Source organism: Ruminococcus sp., from assembly GCF_019423705.1.
Classification (GTDB): Bacteria; Bacillota; Clostridia; order Oscillospirales; family Ruminococcaceae; genus Hominimerdicola.
In genome coordinates, this window is sequence record NZ_JAHZAX010000007.1 from 147,515 (window position 1) to 169,841 (window position 22,327).

15 protein-coding genes and 1 tRNA gene are annotated in these 22,327 nt (G+C 46.2%); 11 read left to right on the forward strand and 5 right to left on the reverse strand.

What is annotated here, in order from left to right; all coding sequences use genetic code 11:
* Positions 1-198: 198 nt before the first annotated feature.
* A complete protein-coding gene (locus QZ371_RS07535; RefSeq protein ID WP_295211264.1) occupies positions 199-2,883 on the reverse strand; it encodes a YfhO family protein in 2,685 nt (894 codons plus the stop codon).
* A gap of 245 nt (positions 2,884-3,128) precedes the next feature.
* Here QZ371_RS07535 and QZ371_RS07540 point away from each other — a divergent pair, with 245 nt between their 5' ends.
* The 5 genes from QZ371_RS07540 (at position 3,129) to QZ371_RS07560 (ending at position 10,426) form a co-directional block, all read left to right on the forward strand.
* On the forward strand, positions 3,129-3,770 hold the full coding sequence (locus QZ371_RS07540; protein ID WP_295211265.1) for a peptidylprolyl isomerase: 642 nt from the start codon (positions 3,129-3,131) through the stop codon (positions 3,768-3,770).
* Positions 3,771-4,092: 322 nt separating this feature from the next.
* Positions 4,093-6,864 (forward strand): preprotein translocase subunit SecA, encoded by a 2,772-nt coding sequence (gene secA / locus QZ371_RS07545; RefSeq protein WP_295211268.1) that lies wholly within the window; start codon positions 4,093-4,095, stop codon positions 6,862-6,864.
* A gap of 221 nt (positions 6,865-7,085) precedes the next feature.
* On the forward strand, positions 7,086-8,342 hold the full coding sequence (locus tag QZ371_RS07550; RefSeq protein ID WP_295211271.1) for a DUF1015 domain-containing protein: 1,257 nt from the start codon (positions 7,086-7,088) through the stop codon (positions 8,340-8,342).
* Between the two features lie 216 nt (positions 8,343-8,558).
* Positions 8,559-9,728 carry an AGE family epimerase/isomerase gene (locus QZ371_RS07555; protein WP_295211274.1) on the forward strand — a complete coding sequence of 390 codons (1,170 nt, stop codon included), beginning with the start codon at positions 8,559-8,561 and terminating at the stop codon, positions 9,726-9,728.
* Complete coding sequence (locus QZ371_RS07560) at positions 9,728-10,426, forward strand: PHP domain-containing protein (protein ID WP_295211277.1); 699 nt, start codon at positions 9,728-9,730, stop codon at positions 10,424-10,426. The genes QZ371_RS07555 and QZ371_RS07560 overlap by 1 nt, the downstream gene beginning before the upstream one ends.
* 75 nt (positions 10,427-10,501) lie before the next feature.
* On the opposite strand, the gene QZ371_RS07565 is transcribed toward QZ371_RS07560, so the two are convergent.
* From QZ371_RS07565 to QZ371_RS07580, 4 genes are all read right to left on the reverse strand, one after another.
* Positions 10,502-11,041 (reverse strand): hypothetical protein, encoded by a 540-nt coding sequence (locus tag QZ371_RS07565; protein ID WP_295211279.1) that lies wholly within the window; start codon positions 11,039-11,041, stop codon positions 10,502-10,504.
* Between the two features lie 294 nt (positions 11,042-11,335).
* On the reverse strand, positions 11,336-12,493 hold the full coding sequence (locus QZ371_RS07570) for a glycoside hydrolase family 5 protein (RefSeq protein ID WP_295211282.1): 1,158 nt from the start codon (positions 12,491-12,493) through the stop codon (positions 11,336-11,338).
* Positions 12,494-12,727: 234 nt separating this feature from the next.
* Positions 12,728-15,304, reverse strand: coding sequence for an AMP-binding protein (locus QZ371_RS07575; protein WP_295211284.1), 2,577 nt, complete (start codon positions 15,302-15,304; stop codon positions 12,728-12,730).
* Positions 15,305-15,306: 2 nt separating this feature from the next.
* On the reverse strand, positions 15,307-15,828 hold the full coding sequence (locus QZ371_RS07580) for a MarR family winged helix-turn-helix transcriptional regulator (protein WP_295211286.1): 522 nt from the start codon (positions 15,826-15,828) through the stop codon (positions 15,307-15,309).
* A 736-nt stretch (positions 15,829-16,564) separates the two neighbouring features.
* On the opposite strand from QZ371_RS07580, the gene QZ371_RS07585 reads away from it, so the two are divergent.
* The 6 genes from QZ371_RS07585 (at position 16,565) to QZ371_RS07610 (ending at position 22,172) form a co-directional block, all read left to right on the forward strand.
* Positions 16,565-17,932, forward strand: a complete 1,368-nt coding sequence (locus tag QZ371_RS07585; protein ID WP_295211288.1) for a hemolysin family protein — start codon at positions 16,565-16,567, stop codon at positions 17,930-17,932.
* Positions 17,933-18,120: 188 nt separating this feature from the next.
* The gene (locus tag QZ371_RS07590) at positions 18,121-19,434 is read left to right on the forward strand and encodes a transglutaminase domain-containing protein (RefSeq protein ID WP_295211291.1); all 1,314 of its coding nucleotides are present in this window, start codon (positions 18,121-18,123) and stop codon (positions 19,432-19,434) included.
* Between the two features lie 167 nt (positions 19,435-19,601).
* The gene (locus QZ371_RS07595) at positions 19,602-20,678 is read left to right on the forward strand and encodes a hypothetical protein (protein WP_295211293.1); all 1,077 of its coding nucleotides are present in this window, start codon (positions 19,602-19,604) and stop codon (positions 20,676-20,678) included.
* Between the two features lie 190 nt (positions 20,679-20,868).
* Positions 20,869-21,306 carry a hypothetical protein gene (locus tag QZ371_RS07600; RefSeq protein WP_295211295.1) on the forward strand — a complete coding sequence of 146 codons (438 nt, stop codon included), beginning with the start codon at positions 20,869-20,871 and terminating at the stop codon, positions 21,304-21,306.
* Between the two features lie 17 nt (positions 21,307-21,323).
* A complete protein-coding gene (locus QZ371_RS07605) occupies positions 21,324-21,830 on the forward strand; it encodes a hypothetical protein (protein ID WP_295211298.1) in 507 nt (168 codons plus the stop codon).
* Positions 21,831-22,096: 266 nt separating this feature from the next.
* Positions 22,097-22,172: transfer RNA gene (locus tag QZ371_RS07610), tRNA-Val, on the forward strand.
* Positions 22,173-22,327: the final 155 nt, after the last annotated feature.

Sequence of the window (22,327 nt, forward strand, 5' to 3'; positions counted from 1 at the left end):
GTGGTATCGCTTTTTTGTAGGGGAAAATTGTTGTTCGGCAATGCTCACAACAATTTGCGTTCGCCCGTTTGTTTTATCTGTACATTTGTAATATGCCAATTGTAGGGGACGACAAAATTTATCTGCTCACCGTTACTCGCAGATAAATTGACGTCCCGTTTGTCTGTCGCTTTCATATGTGCTTAATGCTACTGACCCCTAGCTATAAATATTGATAACACAAGGCAGTACATAAACCGCCGCAGCCACAATGATCCCAATGCCGATAAGCACAACTCCTGCCGCCGTCTCGATAGTCTCGCTGAACCTCAGCTTCTTGCGGAACAGGATATACACCGCCGTCAAGCCAATGCCGATGATAGTCAGCACAAGTCCGCCCCAGAAGCCCTTTGGCGACGAGGTCACAACAATGTCATTCTCGCCCTCCTTGAGGTCAAAGCTCACAAGATCGCCAAAGACCTTGCTGTATTCAACGCTCTCGCCGTTTATCTTGATCTTCAGCCCATCTTGATAAGGTATAGCCAGCACGCACTTTTCCCCGGCCTTTGCCGTGTAGCTTCCTGTAAGCTTGCTGTCATTATCAATCATTCCGACAGTCTGAGCGCTCTCCAGCGCCTTGTCAAGCACCTCTTGATGAAGTCCGAAAACGCCGAATGAGCGGCAAACAATATTGTCCTTGAGCGTCACTCTGATGTTGACAGTCTCGTTCTCAAATTCGCCCAAGTTGATAAGTCCGTTGCTCGATTGCGAAGGATAATCGCTCTGCTTGAGAAGCCCGTTCACCGAGATAGAGAAGCTGTTGTTTATGTCCTCGCTAAGGCTGTTTGAAAGCTTGTCGAAGCAGTCGAAATAAAGGGTCTGCTTGTCCGTCACCTTAATGCTGTAATCAAAATATCCCGTCTCACCCGACTTTACAAAGTTGTAAGGCTGGGGCGTGTTCGGCACGCTGTCGTCAAGGATACCCACCGCCGAGGTGTATTGATAATCAGTGATAAGTTCCTGCTTGCCATCTGGGTCAAAAAGCGTCTTGAAAAGCTGCTTTTGAACGTCGCTTCTCGTGCCGTCTGAAAGCTCAGCGCTTTTGCTGAGGTCAGAATCCGTCACAAGACCCAGCGGCAAATATTCGCCATTGGGCACGATCTCGTAAGTGTCGTTGCGATATACGGTATCGCTCCTGTTGGTGCCAACATTTTTCTTGATAAGATACTTAACAGAAAGCAAAGCGTCCGTAAGCTCCGTTCCGCCGTATGAGCCAACTTCCATCCAGTATGAAGAGTAGCCAAGCTCTTTCATCATATACATATAATCACGGCTGGTAAGGGAAGTGTAATGGCTGAGTGAATTGTATCCCATCGAACCTACAAGGTTCACCTCAAAAAGCTTGTTCGTGGTCTTTACCCTGTAAAAGCCCTCATCGTCTATCCTGTCGGAAAGGTCCATGATCTTCTCGTGATTGTAAGCCCTCTCAGGGTAATTCCTGTCAGGAGATGTCATATAGATCGATATGTTTGAATATGACTCCGCCGCAACCATAATCGCAAGAAACAGCGCAAAATAATGCTTTGATATCCAGCCCTTTTTGTGCAGCAGCACAAGCACAGCATAAAATACCGCCGATACCACAAACAGCTCCATTATGAGCACAAACGCCGTCTCGTCCTGCCATAAGCTCTTTGTATACTTGCTCATTCCGTCAATGTTGTTTTCAACAAAGCCTTGCGAGAAGTAATAGAACCCGTATACGATCGCCGCAAGGATAATGAATATAACAGGGTTGTCGCACTTCTTGCGCTCCTTGTGGTTGTGCTCCTCGTCTGAAAGAAAATAACCCGAGCATATAAGCCCGATAAACACCGTGATAAACGCATATCTGCACGGGAAGGACATATAGCTGCCTGTGTGCCACATAAGGTTCGCAGGCTCGATCAATATCGGCAGGAGCATAAGGAAAAGCATTATAAGATAGGTGTTTAGCTTCTTGCTTCTCGCCTTTGCGTCAAATACATATATCGCCAGTATCACGACCATTGAAGCCGTCGACATCAGCAGGCATAACGTCGTCTGATAGTTTGTGAAAAAGTTCGCCTTTTCGATAGTGTCGATAATGGAAGTGGAACGTCCGCTTGAAAGAAACTGCAAAAAGCAGGGTATCCATACCACAGCTGAAAGCAGCGCCGCCAATACAGAACCCACGATAAATCTGGCAGGGCAGTCTTTGTATCTCTCGTCCCTGCGGTATCTCCAGCAGCAGACCGCCATAAAAAGCAGCACGAACAGCACTATCATATAGCTGATATAATAGTTCACTATCATCATCGCCGTCATAACGATAACATAAGGCATAATGCGCTTTTTCTCAAAGAGCAAATGGAACGCCACCATAAGCAGCGGGAAAAGATACATCATATCAAGCCATATGTTGTTCTGATAATAAAGCATACCATATCCGCAAAATGCGTATATAACGCTCAGTACCGAAGATATCCACGGGCTGAGCTTTGCCTGACAGCGCCTAAAATATATCTGAGCCGTCAGCCCGGCGGTCATAAGCTTTAGTATGGTGATAATGTTCACAAGGTAAATAATGTGTCCCTTGTCAACAAATAGGGTCAGCAGAGTGAAAGGGCTTGCGATAAAGAAAAAGAATACGCCCCAAAGGTTCATTCCGCCAGCATTGTGGAAGTTCAAAAACATTCCGTCCTTGCCCGATATGATATCCTTAAAGTCCGTCAGCAAAGGCACAACTTGCTGAGACATATCGCACCAAGACACCGTGCCGTCCCCGAAAGGATATAACCCGTATTGATAGAATGCATAGCCCATAATAAGCATTACCGCTAAAGGCGGAATTATAAAGGGCAGAACTTTTTTCAGCTTGTCCATTTTGTTATCAGTCCTCCGATTTTTGTTTTTGTCTCCGTTTGTATTTAATGTATTTAGTCAAACATAATAATTATACTCTAAAACCCGACAAAAATCAATATATCAAAGGGATAAATAATATAAAATATTGCAGATAAGAAAAAAGAAAATTATGTGAAAATCTCCATATGGCAGTTGATTTTTTCTCTGTCAGGTGTTATAATGTATTGTAACCTAAAATCTATAACAGAACAAGGAGAATTAAAATGAAATTAAAGAAGATATTCAAAGCCTTGGCTCTCGTGACAGCAGGCGTCCTCACCTGCGCAATGCTCACAGCCTGCGGCGATAAGAACGATTCAAGCGCAGCAGGTTCAAAGGCTTCCGAGGATAACACAAAGAAGTTCGTTATCACACTTTACGCCAACGAAGCCCCTATCACCTGCGCAAACTTTGAAAAACTTGTTAAAGAGGGCTTCTATGACGACCTCACATTCCACAGAGTTGTTGACGGCTTTATGGCGCAGGGCGGCGACCCTAAGGGCGACGGCACAGGCGGAAGCGAAGAAACTATCAAGGGCGAGTTCTCACAGAACGGCGTAGAAAATAACCTCAGCCATACAAGAGGCGTGGTATCAATGGCAAGGGCGCAGGATATGGACAGCGCTTCAAGCCAGTTCTTCATCTGTTACAGCGACGATGACGTTTTCCTTGACGGTCAGTACGCAGCATTCGGTATGGTAACAGAGGGAATGGAAGTGGTAGACAACTTCCTCACTATCGAAAGAACAACAGGCACAGACGGCGTAAAGTCAAAGCCTGTAACGCCTATCACAATAGTAAAGGCTGAAATGATCGACGACGACCAAGACGGCAACCACAGAGTTCAGTTCACAATGGATTTCTAAGAATAACAAAAAAAGAACAGCAACGCTGTTCTTTTTTTGTTATTGGTATGGGCGACCTTTGGTCGCCCATTTGTTTTCTCTGTCCGTCTTATAGAATGTCAAATGTAGGGGCGAACATCGTTCGCCCGTTTGTCTGTCGAATAATCTGCAAAATATCGGGCGACCACAGGTCGCCCATACACAAAAAATGCTTGACAACTACTGCTCTATACTGTATAATAAAATAGTGTATTTGTAACATAATTAAATTGTAAATTTTCGCAGTTATCTCACTATTCAAACGTGACATAGATAATACGAACAAATAAAAGGTGGATTGAAAATGGGATTGTTTGATAAAATATTCGGCAACTATTCAAAAAAGGAACTCGCAAAGATCGAGCCTATAAAAAATAAGGTGCTCGAGCTGGAGAGCAAGTATGCCGATATGTCGGACGAGGAGCTGGGCGGACAGACCGCTATACTCAAGAGCAAGCTCGATGAACTGTCAACTCTTGACGATATCCTCCCCGATGCGCTGGCTGTCTGCCGTGAAGCAGCGTTCAGAGTGCTGGGCAAAAAGCCATACCCTGTTCAGATAATCGGTGCTATCGTCCTTCATCAGGGACGTATCGCTGAAATGAAAACAGGTGAAGGTAAGACCCTCGTTGCCTGTCTGGCAGCTTATGCTAACTCGCTCACAGGCAAGGGCGTTCACGTCGTTACTGTAAATGACTACCTTGCTAAGTTCCAGTCTGAGGAAATGGGCAAGGTCTTCCACTTCCTTAATACTTCAATAGGCGTTGTCCTCACAGGTATGAATAAGGAGCAGAAGAGAGAAGCCTATAACGCTGATATTACATATGGTACGAATAACGAGTTCGGCTTTGACTACCTCCGTGATAATATGGTCATCTATAAGAAGGATAAGGTGCAGAGAGAGCACGCCTTCGCCATCGTGGACGAGGTGGACTCTATCCTCATCGACGAAGCAAGAACTCCGCTTATCATTTCAGGTCAGGGCGATAAGTCCACAAAGCTTTATACCCTCGCCGATAGATTCGCTAAAACTTTGAAGCCTGTAACAGTCGTTGAAATGGACGATAAGGCCGATAACGACCTCCTCGACGGCGACTATATCGTCGACGAAAAGGCTAAGACCGCTACCCTTACAAAGAGCGGCGTTAAAAAGGCTGAAAAGGCATTCAATGTCATCAACCTTATGGACGCCGATAATATGACCCTCGCCCACCATATCAATCAGGCTATCAAAGCAAACGGCGTTATGAAGAAGGATATCGACTATGTTGTCGAGAACGGCGAAGTCCTCATCGTCGATGAGTTCACAGGCCGTATTATGCAGGGCAGACGTTTCAATGACGGCCTCCACCAAGCTATCGAAGCCAAGGAAGGCGTTGAGGTGGCAAGAGAGTCAAAGACTATCGCTACTATCACATATCAGAACTATTTCCGTCTCTATGGCAAGCTCTCCGGTATGACCGGTACAGCCCTCACAGAGGAGGACGAGTTCAGAGAGATCTATAAGCTTGACGTTATCGAAATACCAACAAACAGACCTGTTATCAGAATAGATCACCCCGATATCGTCTATAAGACCGAAAAGGGCAAGTTCAATGCCGTTATCGATCAGATAATCGAGTGCCATAAAAAGGGCCAGCCTGTCCTCGTCGGTACTGTTTCCGTTGAAAAGTCTGAGTATCTTTCAAGACTGCTGAAAAATAAGGGCATAAAGCACGAAGTCCTCAACGCTAAGCACCACGACCGTGAGGCTATGATCGTCGCACAGGCTGGTAAATACGGCGCTGTTACTATCGCTACAAATATGGCAGGACGTGGTACCGATATTATGCTTGGCGGTAACGCTGAGTATAAGTCTCTTAACGACCTCCAGAAAATGGGCTATTCCGAAGAAGTCGCTGTTGAAGCGGCTGGCTTCTCAAATACACAGGACGAGGAAGTCCTCGCCGCAAGAGCCGAGTATAAAAAGCTCTATGCAAAGTATTCTGACGAGGTAAAGGAGCTTGCCGAAAAGGTAAGAGAAGCAGGCGGACTTTATATCATCGGTACTGAAAGACACGAGTCAAGACGTATCGACAACCAGCTCAGAGGCCGTTCAGGCCGTCAGGGCGACCCGGGCGAGAGCACATTCTTCCTCTCCCTTGAGGACGACCTTATGAGAATTTTCGGCGGCGAGAGAATAACATCAATGATGGATACCCTCAAAGTCGATGAAAATACCCCTATCCAGTCAAAAATGCTCACAGGCGTTATCGAGTCCTCGCAGAAGAAGATCGAGGGCAGAAACTTCAATATCAGAAAGAACGTCCTCAATTACGACGACGTTATGAACACTCAGCGTGAGATCATCTATAAGCAGAGACAGCAGGTGCTGGACGGCGAAGACCTCCACGACAGTATCCTCGGTATGATAAAGGAATTCGTGGAAGATTCCGTCAATATGTACGTTGTTGACGAGCAGATACAGGACGAGTGGAACCTCCAAGGCCTTAAAGACAGACTTTTGGGACTTATCACAGTCGATGATGATTTCAACTATACCCCACAGGAACTTGACGAGCTCACAAAGAAGGATATCATCGATATGCTTGTTGACAGAGCACTCAAGATCTATGCAAAGCGTGAGGAAGACCTTGGACAGGAATTGCTCCACGAGATCGAGAGAGTCGTTCTCCTCAAGGTCGTAGATACAAAGTGGATGGCTCATATCGACGATATGGACGAGCTCAAAAAGGGTATCGGTCTGCGTTCCTATGGCCAAAAGAACCCTGTTGTCGAGTACCGTATGGAAGGTATGGATATGTTCGACGATATGGTCGCTTCAATCCGTGAGGATACTGTAAGAATGCTGTTCACTATTCAGGTAAGAAAGAACAACGCCGCTCCTAAGAGAGAGGACGTCCTCAAGCCAAGCGAACACCATAATATGACTGTAAGAAAGGCTAAGAAGCCGGGCAGGAACGATCTCTGCCCTTGCGGAAGCGGCAAAAAGTATAAAAATTGCTGCGGCGCAGGCACACAGCCGGAGCAGAATGACAGCACAGAAAACGCTGCCTCTGATACAGCCGAGGAATAATTTCAAATGATAGAACAGGACGGCAGATAATACCGTCCTGTTTTGGGTATTTATAAACAGAGAAGAGCAGAGTGTGTTGAAAATTTTATTGCTGCATAAATGCGTTTTTATGTAGGGGCGCAAATTGTTGTTCGACAAGGTTCACAACAATTTGCGTTCGCCCGTTGGGCACGCTTTTTTTCGACAGACTCACTATAAATTAAAAACGGGAGTGTTGAGAAATGTCAACAGCTTTTAAGTCGGCGGATATACTTCTGCCAAAGAATACGGATATGTCAAAGTGGGCTGTGGTGGCGTGCGATCAGTATACCTCTGAGCCTGCATATTGGGCAGACGTGGAGAAAATAACAGAGGGCGCAAAAAGCGCTCTGAACCTTATCCTCCCCGAGGTCTATCTCGAGGACAGCGACGTCGATGAGCGTATCGAAAAGATACACAAGAATATGAACGACTATATCAGCGGCGGCGTTTTTGAAGAGTATAAGGACGCAATGATATATGTTGAAAGAACTCAGTCTGACGGCAAGGTCAGAGCAGGTATCGTGGGCGCTATCGACCTTGAAGAGTACGATTACCGCAAAGGCTCAAAGTCCGCAGTAAGAGCCACCGAAGCCACAGTCGTTGAAAGGATCCCGCCAAGAATAAAGGTAAGACGTGGCGCACCTGTTGAGCTGCCTCATATAATGATACTTATCGACGATACAGAAAAAAGCGTCGTTGAGCCGCTGGAAGCCGCAAAGGCTGAAATGAAAAAGGTCTATGACTTTGACCTTATGAAAAACGGCGGACATATCGCAGGCTATCTCGTTGAAAAGCCAATGCAGGATAAGATAATTTCAGCCCTTGAAAAGCTTGGCGATATCAACGCCTTCAATGCAAAGTATAATTTGAACGAAACTTCACCGCTTGTGTATGCAATGGGCGACGGCAACCACTCTCTCGCAACAGCAAAAGAGTTCTATGAGGAGCAGAAAAGGGAAAATCCCGATAAGGATATGACAAACGCTCCTTGCAGATATGCCCTCGTCGAGATAGTAGATCTCCATTCACCGGCTCTTGAGTTTGAAGCTATCCACAGAATAGTTACAGACGTTGATACAAATGCGCTTATGAGCGAAATGACAAAGGCTCTCGAGCTTTCAGAAGAGCAGTCCGAGCAGGCAATAGTTGTCTGCGACAACAATGATGAAAAGACCCTTTATATCCATAAGCCTTCCTCAAAGCTCACAGTCGGTTCACTTCAAAACTTCCTTGACGGCTATATCAAGACAAATGGCGGCAAGATCGACTATATCCACGGCGCAGACGTTATAAGAGACCTGGCTTCCAAGGATAATTCAATAGGCTTTATGCTCCCAGATATGGGCAAGGAAGAACTCTTCCCAACAGTAATAGTTGACGGCGCTCTCCCAAGAAAAACATTCTCAATGGGTCACGCCGAGGACAAGCGTTTTTACGTTGAAGCAAGAAAAATATAATAAATAATTAGCCACAACATAACCTACAAAATGTAGGGGCGAACATTGTTCGCCCGTTGATATGCGCATTGCTGGTGTGATTACGTTATTGTGAGAATATCACACATAAATATTATCTAAGATCAAAAACATTTTACAATGGGGTAAAGCGAAGCAAAAAATAGAAGATCATAGGCAAATAAAGTTAAAGTTAAAAATCTAAAGGAGTTTTTCACGGTGATTATTGAAGAAGTAAAAAAGGAACTTACAGGACACATCATTCCGTTTTGGAATAAGCTGAGAGACGATGAAAACGGCGGCTTTTACGGCTTTATGAGCTATGATCTCAAGCTTGATAAGCAGGCAGACAAGGGCGTTATCCTCCACGCAAGAATACTTTGGTTCTATTCCAAAGCATATATCACCCTTGGCGATAAGGCGCTTCTTGACAACGCACGCCACGCTTATGAGTTCATAAAGAACCATTGTATCGACTATGAGTACGGCGGAGTTTATTGGATGATGAACTACAAGGGCGAGCCTGCCGACACAATGAAGCATACATATAACATCGCATTTGCGATCTATGCCCTGTCTTGCTATTATAATGCCAGCGGCGATAAGGAAGCCCTCGAGCTTGCCTATAAGCTCTTCCACGATATCGAAAACAATACCCTCGATGAGTACGGTTATAGAGAAGCATTTGATAGACAGTGGAATCTGGTATCTAACGACGCCCTTTCCGAAAACGGCCTTCAGGCTGATAAAACAATGAACGCTATCCTCCACCTCATCGAAGCCTATACCGAACTTTATAAGGCTGACCATAACGAGGAAGTTGCCGAAAGACTTAAATTCCAGCTCGGTCAGATGAGAGATATCGTCTATACTCCTGAAACAAATGCCCTCAAGGTGTTCTTTGATACAAAGTTCGACCTCGTCGGCGATATCCATTCATTCGGCCACGATATCGAAGCAACTTGGCTTATGGATCTTGCCTGCGATACTTTGGGCGATGAAGAGCTCAAGAAGCAGTTCGCTGAAATGGATCTGAAAATTTCCCACAATATCCAGAATATCGCTTTGGATAACGGCGCACTCAATAACGAGCGTGAGAACGATAAGATCGACAAGAAGCGTGTTTGGTGGGTAGAGGCTGAGTCAGTTGTGGGCTTCATCAACGCTTATCAGCATAGCGGCGAAAAGGAGTTCCTCGAAAGCGCTAGAAGCGTTTGGGAATATATCAAGGCTGAGATAATCGATAAGAGAGAAGGCTCAGAGTGGTATTCCGAGGTCTCATATGACCATAAGCCGCACGATTGGAAAGAAATCGTCGGTCCTTGGAAGTGCCCATATCATAACGGCAGAATGTGCATGGAGGTCATCTCAAGAGGGGTAGACTTTTAATGTTCAAGTATGAAACTCATCTGCATACCGCCGAAGGAAGCAGCTGCGCCTCCGCCAGTGGAGCAGAGCAGGCAAGGCGCTATAAAGCCCTAGGCTATGACGGAATCATCGTCACCGACCACTTTTTCAACGGCAATTGCGCCGTCACAAGCTTCCTCAATTGGGAGGATAGGGTGAATAAGTTCTGCAAGGGCTATGAAAACGCCAAGGCCGTCGGCGATGAGATAGGTCTGAAAGTCTTTTTCGGACTGGAGTATTCCTATTTTGGCGCAGACATCTTGACCTATGGCATTGATAAGGACTTTCTCCTTGCCAACGACAACCTCAGCGATATAAGCTTCTATCAGTTCGCCGACAGAGTCCACAAAGCAGGGGGAGTGCTCGTCCACGCCCACCCCTTCCGCCAAGCGGATTGGTATATCCACGAAATAAAGCTGCTCCCCAAATGGATAGACGGCGTTGAAGTCTATAACAGCGGCAACGGCAAAGAAGTCTATAACCAGCGTGCAAAATGGTACGCCGAGCAGTTCGGCTTCAAGCAGACAGGTGGCACGGATAACCACCACCTGTGGGTAGAGGACAGCCGTATCAGCGGCGTTTCCTCCGAAAAGCCCCTCGATTCCATCGCCGACTATATCACCGCACTAAAAGAGGGCAAGCTTAACGTTATAACCCCCGAAAAACCAGCGGAAGGCTAATTAATTTCATATGACATAAAAAATAAAAAGGCAGTACCGATAATACGGCGCTGCCTTGATTTTTTATCCTATTTCTCAATTTTGCAGACTGTCAACATTCTCCACTAGCTTGAAAACATTGTCGCCCTCTTTGAAAGACGTCTCGCTCAAAAACAGCGGCCCCGATGAAAATTGCAGACCCTCTGCTGTGTCCTGCTCCAAACGAATAACAGTCCTGTCGCCGTTATCATGAAAAGTCTTTATATCATATCTGATAGGCTTGCTGTAAAGTTTTATCGTGTCAGCCTTGTCATCTTCATCGAAGAACGTGATAAAAGTGTCAAGATACCCCTCCACATCACCGCAAACGTTGTAAGTCTCATCATCAATGTGAACATAAAACCGATCGTTTTTCACATTTCCGTCAATGTAATAATCGCCCTTGGTCAGAACAGGTTCAACAAAATCATCGCCGTGAACGTAGGCATACGCCGCATAAAATTCCTTTTCTGCCGCAGCCACTTCCGCTTCCACACGCTTTTCTCTTCCAACAAAATACCCAGCCGCCCCAGTCACCACGACCGCCGCCGAAGCCCATATGACGACCTGCCTAATTACCGAACTATGCGCTTTCATAGCCATACCTCCTTTGTATTTTATTGTTCTGCACATAAAATTTATATCTCTTCCACTATTATACAATATCCCTCGCCGACTGTCAATTGACAGCTTTACCAATAAACACAAGCCCCATTTGTGAAAATAAGCATAAAAAGAGAGACGGCTATAACTATCAGATCAAGAAACAAAAAGCGGGCGACCGAAGGTCGCCCCTACATTAAGGATACTGCAAAAAACTGCGGTCATCGTGTAGGGGCGAACATCGTTCGCCCGTTCTGTAATCATATCCGTATGTATGTTAACGCCGAATTACCCGTTAACAACTTCCATCATAGCGTCAATAAGGTCAGGGAAGTACCAGCCGCCCTCAGACCTGTTGAGCAAACCGAAGTTCTCGCCGTTGCCGATACGAGTTCCGTTGTCCCACCAGCAGCAAGGCACGCCGTACTGCTTTGCCGTGGAAAGATAATCCTTTGCGCATTGTATTCTCGCCTCATCATTGCTCTTGTTTACAGAGCCGAATTCGCCGATGATAACAGGGATTCCCTTGCTGAGAAATACCTCGTCAATGTCCGTAAACAGCGTGGTGATAGAAGAATCAATGCTTGTGTATTGATCTGTGCCTGCGGTGTCAAGTGCGAATGAGTATGGCAGATAAGCGTGGATAGATACGATTATCTTGTCGTCATTCTGCGGAACTTCCAAAGCTTCCATATTCTGTCTCGAGGACGAAGCCGCATAAGGTGTCACCATAAGACATCTGTTAGGATTATTTCCGCCCGAAGCACGAACTGTGTCAACAAAAGTCTGCGCATACTTGTTTACGATCTCTCTCGAAGCGCTGTCGCCGACCCATTCAGCGCCCTCGCCCCTAAGTCTAGGCTCGTTAACGCCCTCAAAAATAAGGTGCTCGTCATAGCCTTGGAACCTGTCACATATCTGCTGCCAAAGCGCCTTGAGCTGCTCAAGGTTCTGATCCACATATTCAGCCTTTGGCATATACCATTCCTCGTGATGAGTGTTGAGGATAACGAACATTCCGTTGTCGATACCGTAGTTCACGATCTCTTGAACTCTGTCCATCCAAGCCTCGTCAACGGTGTAATTTTCGTCCATATGAGTACCCCAAGAAACAGGCAGTCTGAACACGTTGAAACCTGCGTCCTTGACCTGGTCAATCATAGCTTTAGTGGTCTCAACATTGCCCCAAGAGGTCTCAGCGTCAACGCCCGAACCGCCGGTAGCGTCCATAGTGTTGCCGAGGTTCCAACCGATCTTCATCTGAGCCACAAGGTCTTTTGCGGAAGTGACAGTCATTTCGTCGTTTGTGTGAGTTGAAGCGACGCCCTCAGCCTTTGAGGAATCGTTTTCAGCCTTAGAGCTGCTGTTGCTATCGCCGCAAGCGGTCATAAGAGAGAGCCCGAGGGCGAGTGAGAGCACCGCAGCGAGTATTTTTTTGATCTTCATTATAAAAGTCCTTTCTGAAAGAGCGCAAAGCGCAAATATTTACAACATACATTGTAGCGCATTTTGCACTTGTTGTCAAGACAAAAAGTACGGAGCGCTATTAATTAGGAGCGCACAAGTGAGGAATGAAGGAATCGCCTAGCGGCGATGATTTTGAAATGGGGAATAGAGAAAGTGCGATTTTGCGACACGCCAACGTCCGAAAAGCAAACAGCGAAGCGCATTTGCGAAAAACTAATAACGCTTCCTCCGCAAAGCCCGTAACCTCTCTCTGAACCCAGCCTTCCCGGCGTCAGCCTCTGCCTTGAGTTCCAATACCGCAAGCCGTACACGCTCCATAAGTTCCTCAGGGGTCGAACCGTCAGGATAAATAGGCTCACCATATAGTACCTTGACATTGTATTTGCTCAAATGTTTCCAGTTGAAAAGCCTCGGCAGCTTCTTGTCGGGCGGAAAAACCTCGTGTCCACCCTTGATGTATGCAGGCACTATCGGCACGTTGGCCTCAATGGCAAGCACAGCCGCTCCGCTCTTGAACTTGCCCATCTCGCCTGTCTTGCTCCTCGTGCCCTCAGGGTGTACAAGTACACCCCACTTCTGCCCAAGCTTCTCTCGCAATGCCGCCATCGAATCCGATACCTGCCCACCACGGTCGATCGGCACCATTCCGCCAACTCGTACAAGTACCTTGCTGATAAAGCCACCCTTGAAAAGCTCCTTCTTCGCCATACAGCAGAACTTCGCAAAGCGCTCGTATCTGAAATTCAGCGTCAGAAAGATAAAATCAAAGTTTGAAACGTGGTTCGCACATATTATGTATCCACCACCATTTGGCAAATTGTCCTGCCCCTCAACTTCAACTTCGTAAAAAGCCTTCACAAGATTTCTGTAAAATCTGTAAATGCGATAATCTATCTTGCGCTTGTCAAGTGGATATAACATCGACTTCACAGTCACAGGCTTTATCCTGTTCGGGTTCTGCACAAGGGCTATAAGCCGCCCCACAGTCATTTCCTTGTCCATACAGTCATCGACCCGCACACCGCTGAAACTCTCTATCTCCAGCGCAAGCTCGATGGTCGAAAGCGAGTCGATCGCAAATTCCTGCAAAAATCTCGTCGAAAGCTTTACCTCTTTCGGACTGACGTGAGCGATCTTCGCAACAGCATTTCGCACAAGTGTGGGAATGTCGCTAGGGTCTGATTGCTTCGGCTGAGCAGCCTCCTCAAAACTGTCCTCCAGCACCATTTTTTTCAGCAAATATCTCTTCGGCTTGCCAATTGCAGTCCTCGGGATAGCCTCAACAAAATGTATACCACTAAGCCTCATCGACTGATTTAGCCCTGCGCTTACCTCTTTAAGCTCCTCCTCAGCCTTGCCTTGCAGCTCTTTTTGACATACCACAAATGCGTGAACTTCATCATAACTTCCGTTCTCAACAGGCACTCCGCATACCACCAGCTCGTCAATGCCGCCGATATTGCGGTACGCCTCCTCAATATCGTCCGGTGCAACTTTCTTACCTGTCGCAAGCACAATGTTTTCCTTGCACCTGCCAAGTATCACAATGTTTTTGTGCTTGTCAAATTTCGCAAGATCACCAGACTTGAACCAGCCCTCCGCCGTGAAAGCCTCCGCCGTCGCCTTGCCGTCATTGAAATACCCCTGCATCATATAAGGCGAGCGTATAAGCAGCTCACCGCTGCGGTCGATCTTAACCTTGATATCGGGATAAGCCCGTCCGCAGGAATCAGCGTAAATGTGCTTGCCATATGTGCCGATAGTGGGGATACTGGTCTCCGTGGCACCATAATTGTTCACAAGATCAAAGCCCACGCCGTAGAAGAATTCAAAGGTCTCTTTCGACATCGGCGAACCTGCCGAGCAAAGAAATCTCAGCTCGCCGCCCAAGGACTTGTGTATCTTCGCAAATATCTTCTTTCCGCTGTTTATGCCGTAAACTTTCCGCTGATGAAGGGCCACAGGGAACATCGTCTTGAAAAGCTTTGCCGATACCTTGCTTGTCTCGATCTGCTTCATTATCTGCGCACGCAAAAGCTCGTAAACTTTCGGCACACCTGGGAAAACTGTCGGCTTAAATTCCGTGAAGCCCCTTGAAAGCCCCTTTGCGTTCAAGCTTTCGATAAAGCATACTGTTCCGCCCGTGGTCATCGGCGCAAGTACCTGCGCAAAAAGCCCGTAAATATGGCTGTTCGGCAGTATTCCAAGGTATCTGTCATCGTCGGTGATGCCGTTACATTCGCATACCATTTTGCAGGACTTTATCTGCGATTCGTGGGTGTGCATAATGCCCGAAGCGGTCTTTGTCGTGCCGCTGGAAAAGATTATCACAGCCGTCTCAGGGTCGCCTGCCAAGCCCCTGCGCTTGACGATATGAGACGAACCACCATAAAATTTCAGCTCGTTTTCGATATCCAGCACCGCAATGTCAAGCCCCGCAAGCTTTTTCGCCGCCTTATGAGAGCATATCACGCACATTGGCTGGGATTTTGTTACAAGACTGGAAAGCTCCGCCGAGGGCAGGGAATAATCGAGCAAAACAGCCGTTGCAGAAAGCTTTGCGCAGGCCATAAACGCAATGTTCCATTCAGGTCGCCCCTCAGAAGCAATGCACACCCTGTCGCCCTCGCAAACCCCTAGTTTACGCAGTTTTTCGGCATATCGGTCAATGTATTGCAAGGTCTGCCCGAAGGAATATTCCACCTCGTCGCCGTCGTCATAATACATAACAAGGGCGGTCTTGCTGTAACGATCAACCGCCGCTTTTTTCATTTCGTGATATATGTTCATAGCTATACGCACTCCTTATCCTGCGCATTTGCGCTGTTTGCGGGCTTTTTTGACTGTTTGGACTGCTTGTCTTTTGCAGACTGTTCCGCCCTTGCAAATGCATCAATTGCGATCTCCGTGCTGTTTAACAGAAAAAGTATCTGCTTTTCACCCATTATGTCAATAAATGTCTTGAAATAGTGCTCGATCTTGTCCTGCTTTGCAATAACGATCTCTTCGCCCTTTGGCAGAATTTTCACATTCACCCTGCGCTTGTCGTCAGCGTCACGTTCAAGGCTCACGAAGCCCTTTTTCTCCATTGCGCTGAGCACCGAAGTCGCCCTCTGTCGTGAGATTTGCAGGTCACGGCTAATGTCAGAGGGATAGACCGTTCCGTCGGCGGCACAAAGATATAGCAAAACTTTACATTCGCCTTGGAAGAGGTCGACAATTTCTTCCATATAACCTGTATCGTAAATTTTTCCGAACACCTCTGCGAAGCGTCCGATAACCCTGTCGAGAGATCTATTATCAGCTGAACTCATAGTGCCCTCCGTGTCAAGTGTGTTGATTGTCAATACTGTTGATTATACACCCTGTTGACAAATTTGTCAAGTGGAAAGTTGCTCTAATATACAAAAAACGGCAAAAAAATTCCGAGCTGACTAATCGGAGTCGTCAGCTCGGAGCGATGTTTCAAGCGACCATATAATGGATAAAGCCGCTTCAGATAAGGGGATTATCTATGAATTTTTCTACAATATGATTATAGCACATAAAAAATCAAAAGTGTTAAGCTGACAGCTTACTAAAACGTTTTCGGAAGATATTTTTTTATTTTAACCAAATATGCTGGCGATACGATGTCGGCATTTGTCGAATTGCGGTGGGGCGTTAGGGGAAATGTTCGGGCGTCGTGCGTGGGTGGCTAATGAGGGAAAGTGCGTAAATACGTTGTTTGTGGTGCATTTCGATGTGGGGATAGGTAGGCTTTGTGTGATAGTGGCAATGCCCGAAAACGTACAACATATGGGGCAAACGAGTAGCGTGAAACCACGGGCGCTGTTTTTGAGAATTTACAGACGTGCTTATTGTGGGAAATAGCGCATTTCCGCCCCTATGCCATAAATGCAGAGAAATAACGTGAAGCAGGGCGAAAAATTGTGGGATTTTCTATTGACAAAGGTCATTATGTTGTGTAAAATTAATATAATAGTATAACTGTACTACTATATATAAGCATTACTAATATTTAGAATTTTTGAAAGGATGATCAGATCAATGGACGATGCGGGGCGATTGTGGTTGGGTATTGCCGTGTGTGCTGCGGTGGTGCTGCTTATGGGCTTTCTTACTGCCTGCGAGAATGCGGCGGTGGAGTTTAATGACGCAAGACTGAAAAAATTGGCGGAGGAGGACAAAGACCCCAAGGCCATTAGACTTGCAGGGCTTCTTAGCAGGACGGGCAGGGTAGTTGCAACAAACCTTATTGCACGGTCAATTATGATAATCGCAGTTTCCGTGGTGGGGGCGATTTATTTTTACTCGCCGCTGGCAGGACAGCTCCACAAGCTGTTTGATGTGTATTCAAACGCTTCAAACTACCTTATCGGCATAGGTTCATTCATTATAATAAGCTGCATACTGGCGCTTGTCATATGCACATTTGGTATCGGCATACCGAAAAAGCTGTGTGTTTCGGGCAAGATCGGCGAGAGGTTCATTCTCAACGTTTGCGGCGTTTACAAGGCGTTTTTGGCGCTTTTTGGCCCTCTTGCGGCTGTGAGCGGTGCGGTGTCGGCCGGATTTTTAAGGCTCTTCGGCGTTAAGTCCACAAACAAGGCGGATTCCGTCACGGAAGAGGAAATTCTTATGATGGTGGACGCTGTAAATGAGACGGGTGGTATCGAGGAAAGTCAGGCGGAGATGATAAGCAACATCTTCGAGTTTGACGACATTGAAGTCCGTGAGGTTATGACCCATAGGACGGAAATGGTGGCTATCGAGGAAAATTCAGCGGTTACGGAGGCTGTGAAGCTTGCTATCGAGAGCGGATTTTCAAGGATACCTGTATACAGAGAGAACACCGACGACATAAGCGGCGTTATATTCGCAAAAGACCTGCTTAAACTTGTGCTCGAGGAGGACAAAAAGGAGCTTCCTGTGAGGGAGTTCACAAGAGAGATAAGCTTTGTGCCAGAGAGCAACAAGTGCGGAGAGCTTTTTAAGGAGTTCACCGACGAGAAAACGCAGATCGCCGTGGTGGTTGACGATTACGGCGGAACGGCTGGTATAATCACAATGGAGGACCTGCTTGAGACCATTGTGGGCAACATTCAGGACGAATATGACAACGAGGCTGTGGAGATACAGAAAATTTCTCCCGACAGCTATGATATCCTCGGAAACACGGCATTTGACGAGGTTATGGAGACCCTTGGCAAGGAATATGACGGCGAGGAAGATTATGAGACTATCGGCGGATTTGTTATCGATCTGCTGGGGCATATCCCCGAGGACAACGAGCGTGTGACCGTCAAGTGGGAAAATATTGAGTTCAGGGTGCTTTCAGTCCACGACAAAAAAATAGAGCGGCTGAGGGCGGTAATAAACAGAAACAGAGAAAAGGCTGAGAACAAGGGCGAATAAAGCTTGTCGGGCGGCGGAAAATTTGTAGGGGCGAAAATTGTTGTTCGACAAGGCTCACAACAATTTATGTTCGCCCGTTTGATGATGACTGTGGCGGATATGCTGGTCAACGTTGTTTGGCGTTTATATTTATAATTGTGTATAATTTTGTGTAATAATTTGTGTAATAAATTTTTGAGGGCGGAAATTTGAAAAGACATAAAATAATTGCCGCAGGGCTTTGTGGGCTTACTGCGGCGGCTGTGCTTTTGGTTTCGGGGTGCAGTCTTGGGGGCAAAAGCTCTGAGGTCGGAAAAGGCGGCAAAGAAACCAAAATGGTGAACACTCACGTCACCTATATAGAGGGCAATTCCGAGAAGCAGACTGAGACGGGCACAAATACAGATACAAAGACGTCTAAAACGTCTAAGACTGAGACTTCGGCGGAGAAAGATGAGCCTTTGCAGCTCGAGATACCCGACACGGCGGAATATCTTGCGGACTTTTTATCGGCGGACGAAAAGCTGGTGTTTTCGCAGCTTTACAGCGGTCTTGCGGACTTTGAGACTGATATCGACATAAAAAACAGCGTGATTTACAAGGACGATATCGGGGCTTTTATTTCTATGCTCACGGCGGCGTGTCCTTATATCGACTACATCGGTTCGGAATACACCATTTGTATGGACGCTGAGGGCTATGTTTCGGCTATCGAGGTCACATATGACAGGTCAAGGGAGCAGGCAGAGCAGGAGACTGCGGCTGTTGAACAGCGCATTGCGGAGATGATCGCAGGGGTAGAGAAAGGCTGGTCGGACTATGACAAGGCGCTCTATTTCCACGACAGCATAATACTTAACTGCCAATATGACGACGGGGCGGATAATCCTTATTCGGCATATGGCTGTCTTATCGAGGGCAGGGCGGTCTGTGAGGGCTATGCAAAGGCTATGCAGCTTTTGTGTACCCGTGCAGGGCTAAAGTGTTTGCCTGTGGCAGGGAAGGCTTATGACGGCGGAACTGTTCAGCCACACTTGTGGAACAAGGTCAGACTTGACGGAGAATGGGTGAACATCGACCTCACTTGGGACGATCCTGTGACGGACGCCGGTGAGGATTATATAAGGTATGATTATTTCGGCTTGACGGACGCTGAGTGCGCAAAGGATCATACTGTGGACGAAAACAAGTATGTGAATTATCCCGAGGCTTTTTCATCGGCGGCAAATTATTACAGGCGCACGGGGCTTTATGCCGAAAGCGGCGACGATATTTTCAGCCTTATGTGCTCGTCTGTGGAAAAGGCTATGGGCGAAAAGGGCATTGCAAGGCTTAAATGCGCTGACGAGGACGTTTATAATGCAGCGATCGAGGAGCTTTTCGGCGGCGACGGAACTGTTATTTTTGACGTGCTCAAAGAGGCCTATTCACGGCAGGGCGGCGACTGGTCAACAGGCAGCTATGCGGTGATAAAAAATGCGGAGCTTTACACCATTACTGTTATGCTTTATAAAAATGAATAGGCGCAATGGGCTGAAAAATACAGGAAAAATAAAAAATGTGCGAAAATGTGTTGAAATTTAAGACGCATTGTGCTATAATAACTATAATAATGCGTTGATATCGGCGGCGAAAATGCCGTCGGAGCGCTTTTGTGTGATATTTATTGGAAAGGAATGTTAATATATTTATGAGCAGCGCAACAAAACAGAAGTCCTCAGCAGGAAAGAACGTTCTGATATTCTTTATTGTTTTTATAATCCTTGAAATGCTTATCGTGGTAGGCGTGGGAAGAGTTTTCAAGAACAAGGACGTTACGCCTAGCATTGCAGGATACAGCCTTTACATAATGAACGGCGACGGAATGAAGGACAGGGTGCCGGAGGGTTCACTTGTTATCACTTCAAATATGACGCCGAGCACCGACAAGATCGGTCAGGCGGTGGTATGTGAAAACGTTCCGAACGTCGGAACAAGCGTATTTTGGCTTTACGACATCTCTTCGACTGATGATAATAATGGTGTAGTTTACACGGTTTACCAGGAGAGCGCCCCCACAAAGCTTTATGAGATAAGCTCAAAGGACATTGTGGGCGTGGCTTCGAGTTATTATATGACTGCGGGCAAGGTAATAACATTTATGACATCAACATTCGGTATGATCGTATGTGCAGTCGTACCGCTGTTCCTGCTTGTTGTTATCGAGCTTATCATTGCCATTGCAACACATTCATCTGACGATGATGATGAAGATGAGGACGATGACGAGGAAGAAAAGACAGAGAACGTAACTCTTGACGATTTCCTGTTCGGCGGAGAGAACGAGGGCGAGCAGATCGCAAGACATAGAAAGCACGTTGACGAGGAGATCGCAGCTCACCGCAAGGCCGAGAAGGCTGAGGACGCTGAGGAAGAGGTCGAGGAAGTGGAAGAGGTCTCATTCGAGGAGACTGAGCTTCAGTTCACGAGGCCTGAAGAGCCTGTCGAGGAGGCTGCGCCTGCGGAAGAGCCTGTCGAGGAGGCTGCGCCTGCGGAAGAGCCTAAGTCTGACATTGATCGTTCATACTATGAGAGGGCTTCAAAGCTGCTTGACGAGGCGGCTTCGGGCGAGAGCGAGGAAGCTTCGCAGCCTGTTGAAAAGGTTGTTAAGCCAAGGGCTGCAAGCACGGCAAAGCCTGCAAAGTCTGCGTCGGCTTCATTGGAGGATCTTATGAAGCTTATGGAACAGGAGCAGGAAAAGCTTAAGAAGCAGTTGGAAAATAAATAATTTTTGAAAGAATTTTGTCCGTCGGGCGTAAGGCTCGGCGGATTTTTTGTATTTTATATACAATTACAATGCTAAAATATTGTACATTATTTTAATGTTTACATTATTGACAGAAAGATAAAAATAATGTATTATATAGCTAAGGAAGTGTGCCGTTACTAATGACAAAAAAGAAAAGGGAGGAATTATTTTGAAAAAGATTGGCACAGTACTATTGTCAACTTGCATGGCAGCAATGGTGGCTATAAATGCTTCGGCATCGTATTCGGTTGGATATAGCTCAACTAAAAAATGGTTTATCAACATGAAGAATTATATTGGAAGTGCTTCGATTTATGCATATTCTGATAATGTTAGAGGAGATAGTGATATACAGGCAGAGAGCGGGTCATTTGACGCGTTTGAAGTTGGCGCAAAATCAAAGGTATACAAGAGCAATGGAACCCTTGTTGCATCAAACTCATATACGTATTGCAAGAGTAATACAACAAAGTATTCGTCTGGCGCTATATATTACACAAAAAGTGGAACATATTATTCAATTGGATATGCTCATATTAAAGTTGAACAGACCAATAAGTATACGGAACGAATAACTGATAAAACAGCCAATGTAGTTCCCAGCTAGACAAGGAGGGCAAGATGATGAATAAAAAAATAGTTGTAACTGTTGCGGCAGTAGTTTCTGCTGTTGCGATTTCAGCGGTCGCAGTAAGTGCGGCAGATTTTAATGTAGGCTCGCTTCTTGACACTAAGACAAATGAAGCTGAAGCGTTGAATGAAGCAATAATTGACGGCGATGATCTGGCGGCATATGAGGAAACAGACCTGTTTGCTTATGCTGAAGAGGTAATGGCAAAAGAGGGAAAGGCTTATGACGCAGAAGATCATTATGGCGTAAATGAGTATGGCATGACTTATGGATCATCAGCTTGGGCTAAAGGCATAAGCGATCAGCCTGATCTTATATTGGTGGAAGCAACTAATGGTAAGGTTGGTTATGTGTATAGTGATGAACTCGACGGAGGCGTGCCCGAAACGGTTGATGATATAGAGGAATATGAGCGCACTCACAGCCATTATTTCTTGAATGTTTACGAGAGCGACGGAGAAACAGTTATCGGTGAATTTGAAGTAGCTGGTTTGGAATAAAAGATGATGCACAGCCGAAAGGTTGTGCATTTTTTTGTTTGACAAGTTGCAAGTAAAGAAGTTTTTCAGGGCAAAAAGTGTGGTTTTGATGTGGTAAATGCACATAAAGTTTCAAAATATCGGCGTTTTGGTTGTGAGAAGATACAAACCGAAAAAATATTCAAAAAAAGTGTTGACAAACGGGTAGACATAGTGTATAATAGATACTGTTGTGAGGGACACGACGAAACAAAGTCAAGAAAAACCGATCAACAAACCAGCTAAATGGGAGCATAGCTCAGCTGGGAGAGCATCTGCCTTACAAGCAGAGGGTCACAGGTTCGAGCCCTGTTGTTCCCACCAATTATTTCGTGACGGGCAAAGAGATTTGCCTGTCATAGAAAATAATTATTCTTCAAATTCGGAGAGGCTGAACTCGAAAAGTTTGAAGTTCTTTTTTTCAATGGCCGGGTAGTTCAGCTGGTTAGAACGCTAGCCTGTCACGCTAGAGGTCGTGG

Excerpts from the sequence above, each read along its gene's own strand:
- secA (WP_295211268.1), top strand. The coding sequence starts at position 4,093 with ATGGGATTGTTTGATAAAATATTCGGCAACTATTCAAAAAAGGAACTC.
- QZ371_RS07595 (WP_295211293.1), top strand. The coding sequence starts at position 19,602 with ATGAGCAGCGCAACAAAACAGAAGTCCTCAGCAGGAAAGAACGTTCTG.
- QZ371_RS07560 (WP_295211277.1), top strand. The coding sequence starts at position 9,728 with ATGTTCAAGTATGAAACTCATCTGCATACCGCCGAAGGAAGCAGCTGC.
- QZ371_RS07580 (WP_295211286.1), bottom strand. The coding sequence starts at position 15,828 with ATGAGTTCAGCTGATAATAGATCTCTCGACAGGGTTATCGGACGCTTC.
- QZ371_RS07570 (WP_295211282.1), bottom strand. The coding sequence starts at position 12,493 with ATGAAGATCAAAAAAATACTCGCTGCGGTGCTCTCACTCGCCCTCGGG.
- QZ371_RS07535 (WP_295211264.1), bottom strand. The coding sequence starts at position 2,883 with ATGGACAAGCTGAAAAAAGTTCTGCCCTTTATAATTCCGCCTTTAGCG.
- QZ371_RS07605 (WP_295211298.1), top strand. The coding sequence starts at position 21,324 with ATGAATAAAAAAATAGTTGTAACTGTTGCGGCAGTAGTTTCTGCTGTT.
- QZ371_RS07550 (WP_295211271.1), top strand. The coding sequence starts at position 7,086 with ATGTCAACAGCTTTTAAGTCGGCGGATATACTTCTGCCAAAGAATACG.
- QZ371_RS07540 (WP_295211265.1), top strand. The coding sequence starts at position 3,129 with ATGAAATTAAAGAAGATATTCAAAGCCTTGGCTCTCGTGACAGCAGGC.
- QZ371_RS07565 (WP_295211279.1), bottom strand. The coding sequence starts at position 11,041 with ATGAAAGCGCATAGTTCGGTAATTAGGCAGGTCGTCATATGGGCTTCG.
- QZ371_RS07575 (WP_295211284.1), bottom strand. The coding sequence starts at position 15,304 with ATGAACATATATCACGAAATGAAAAAAGCGGCGGTTGATCGTTACAGC.
- QZ371_RS07585 (WP_295211288.1), top strand. The coding sequence starts at position 16,565 with ATGGACGATGCGGGGCGATTGTGGTTGGGTATTGCCGTGTGTGCTGCG.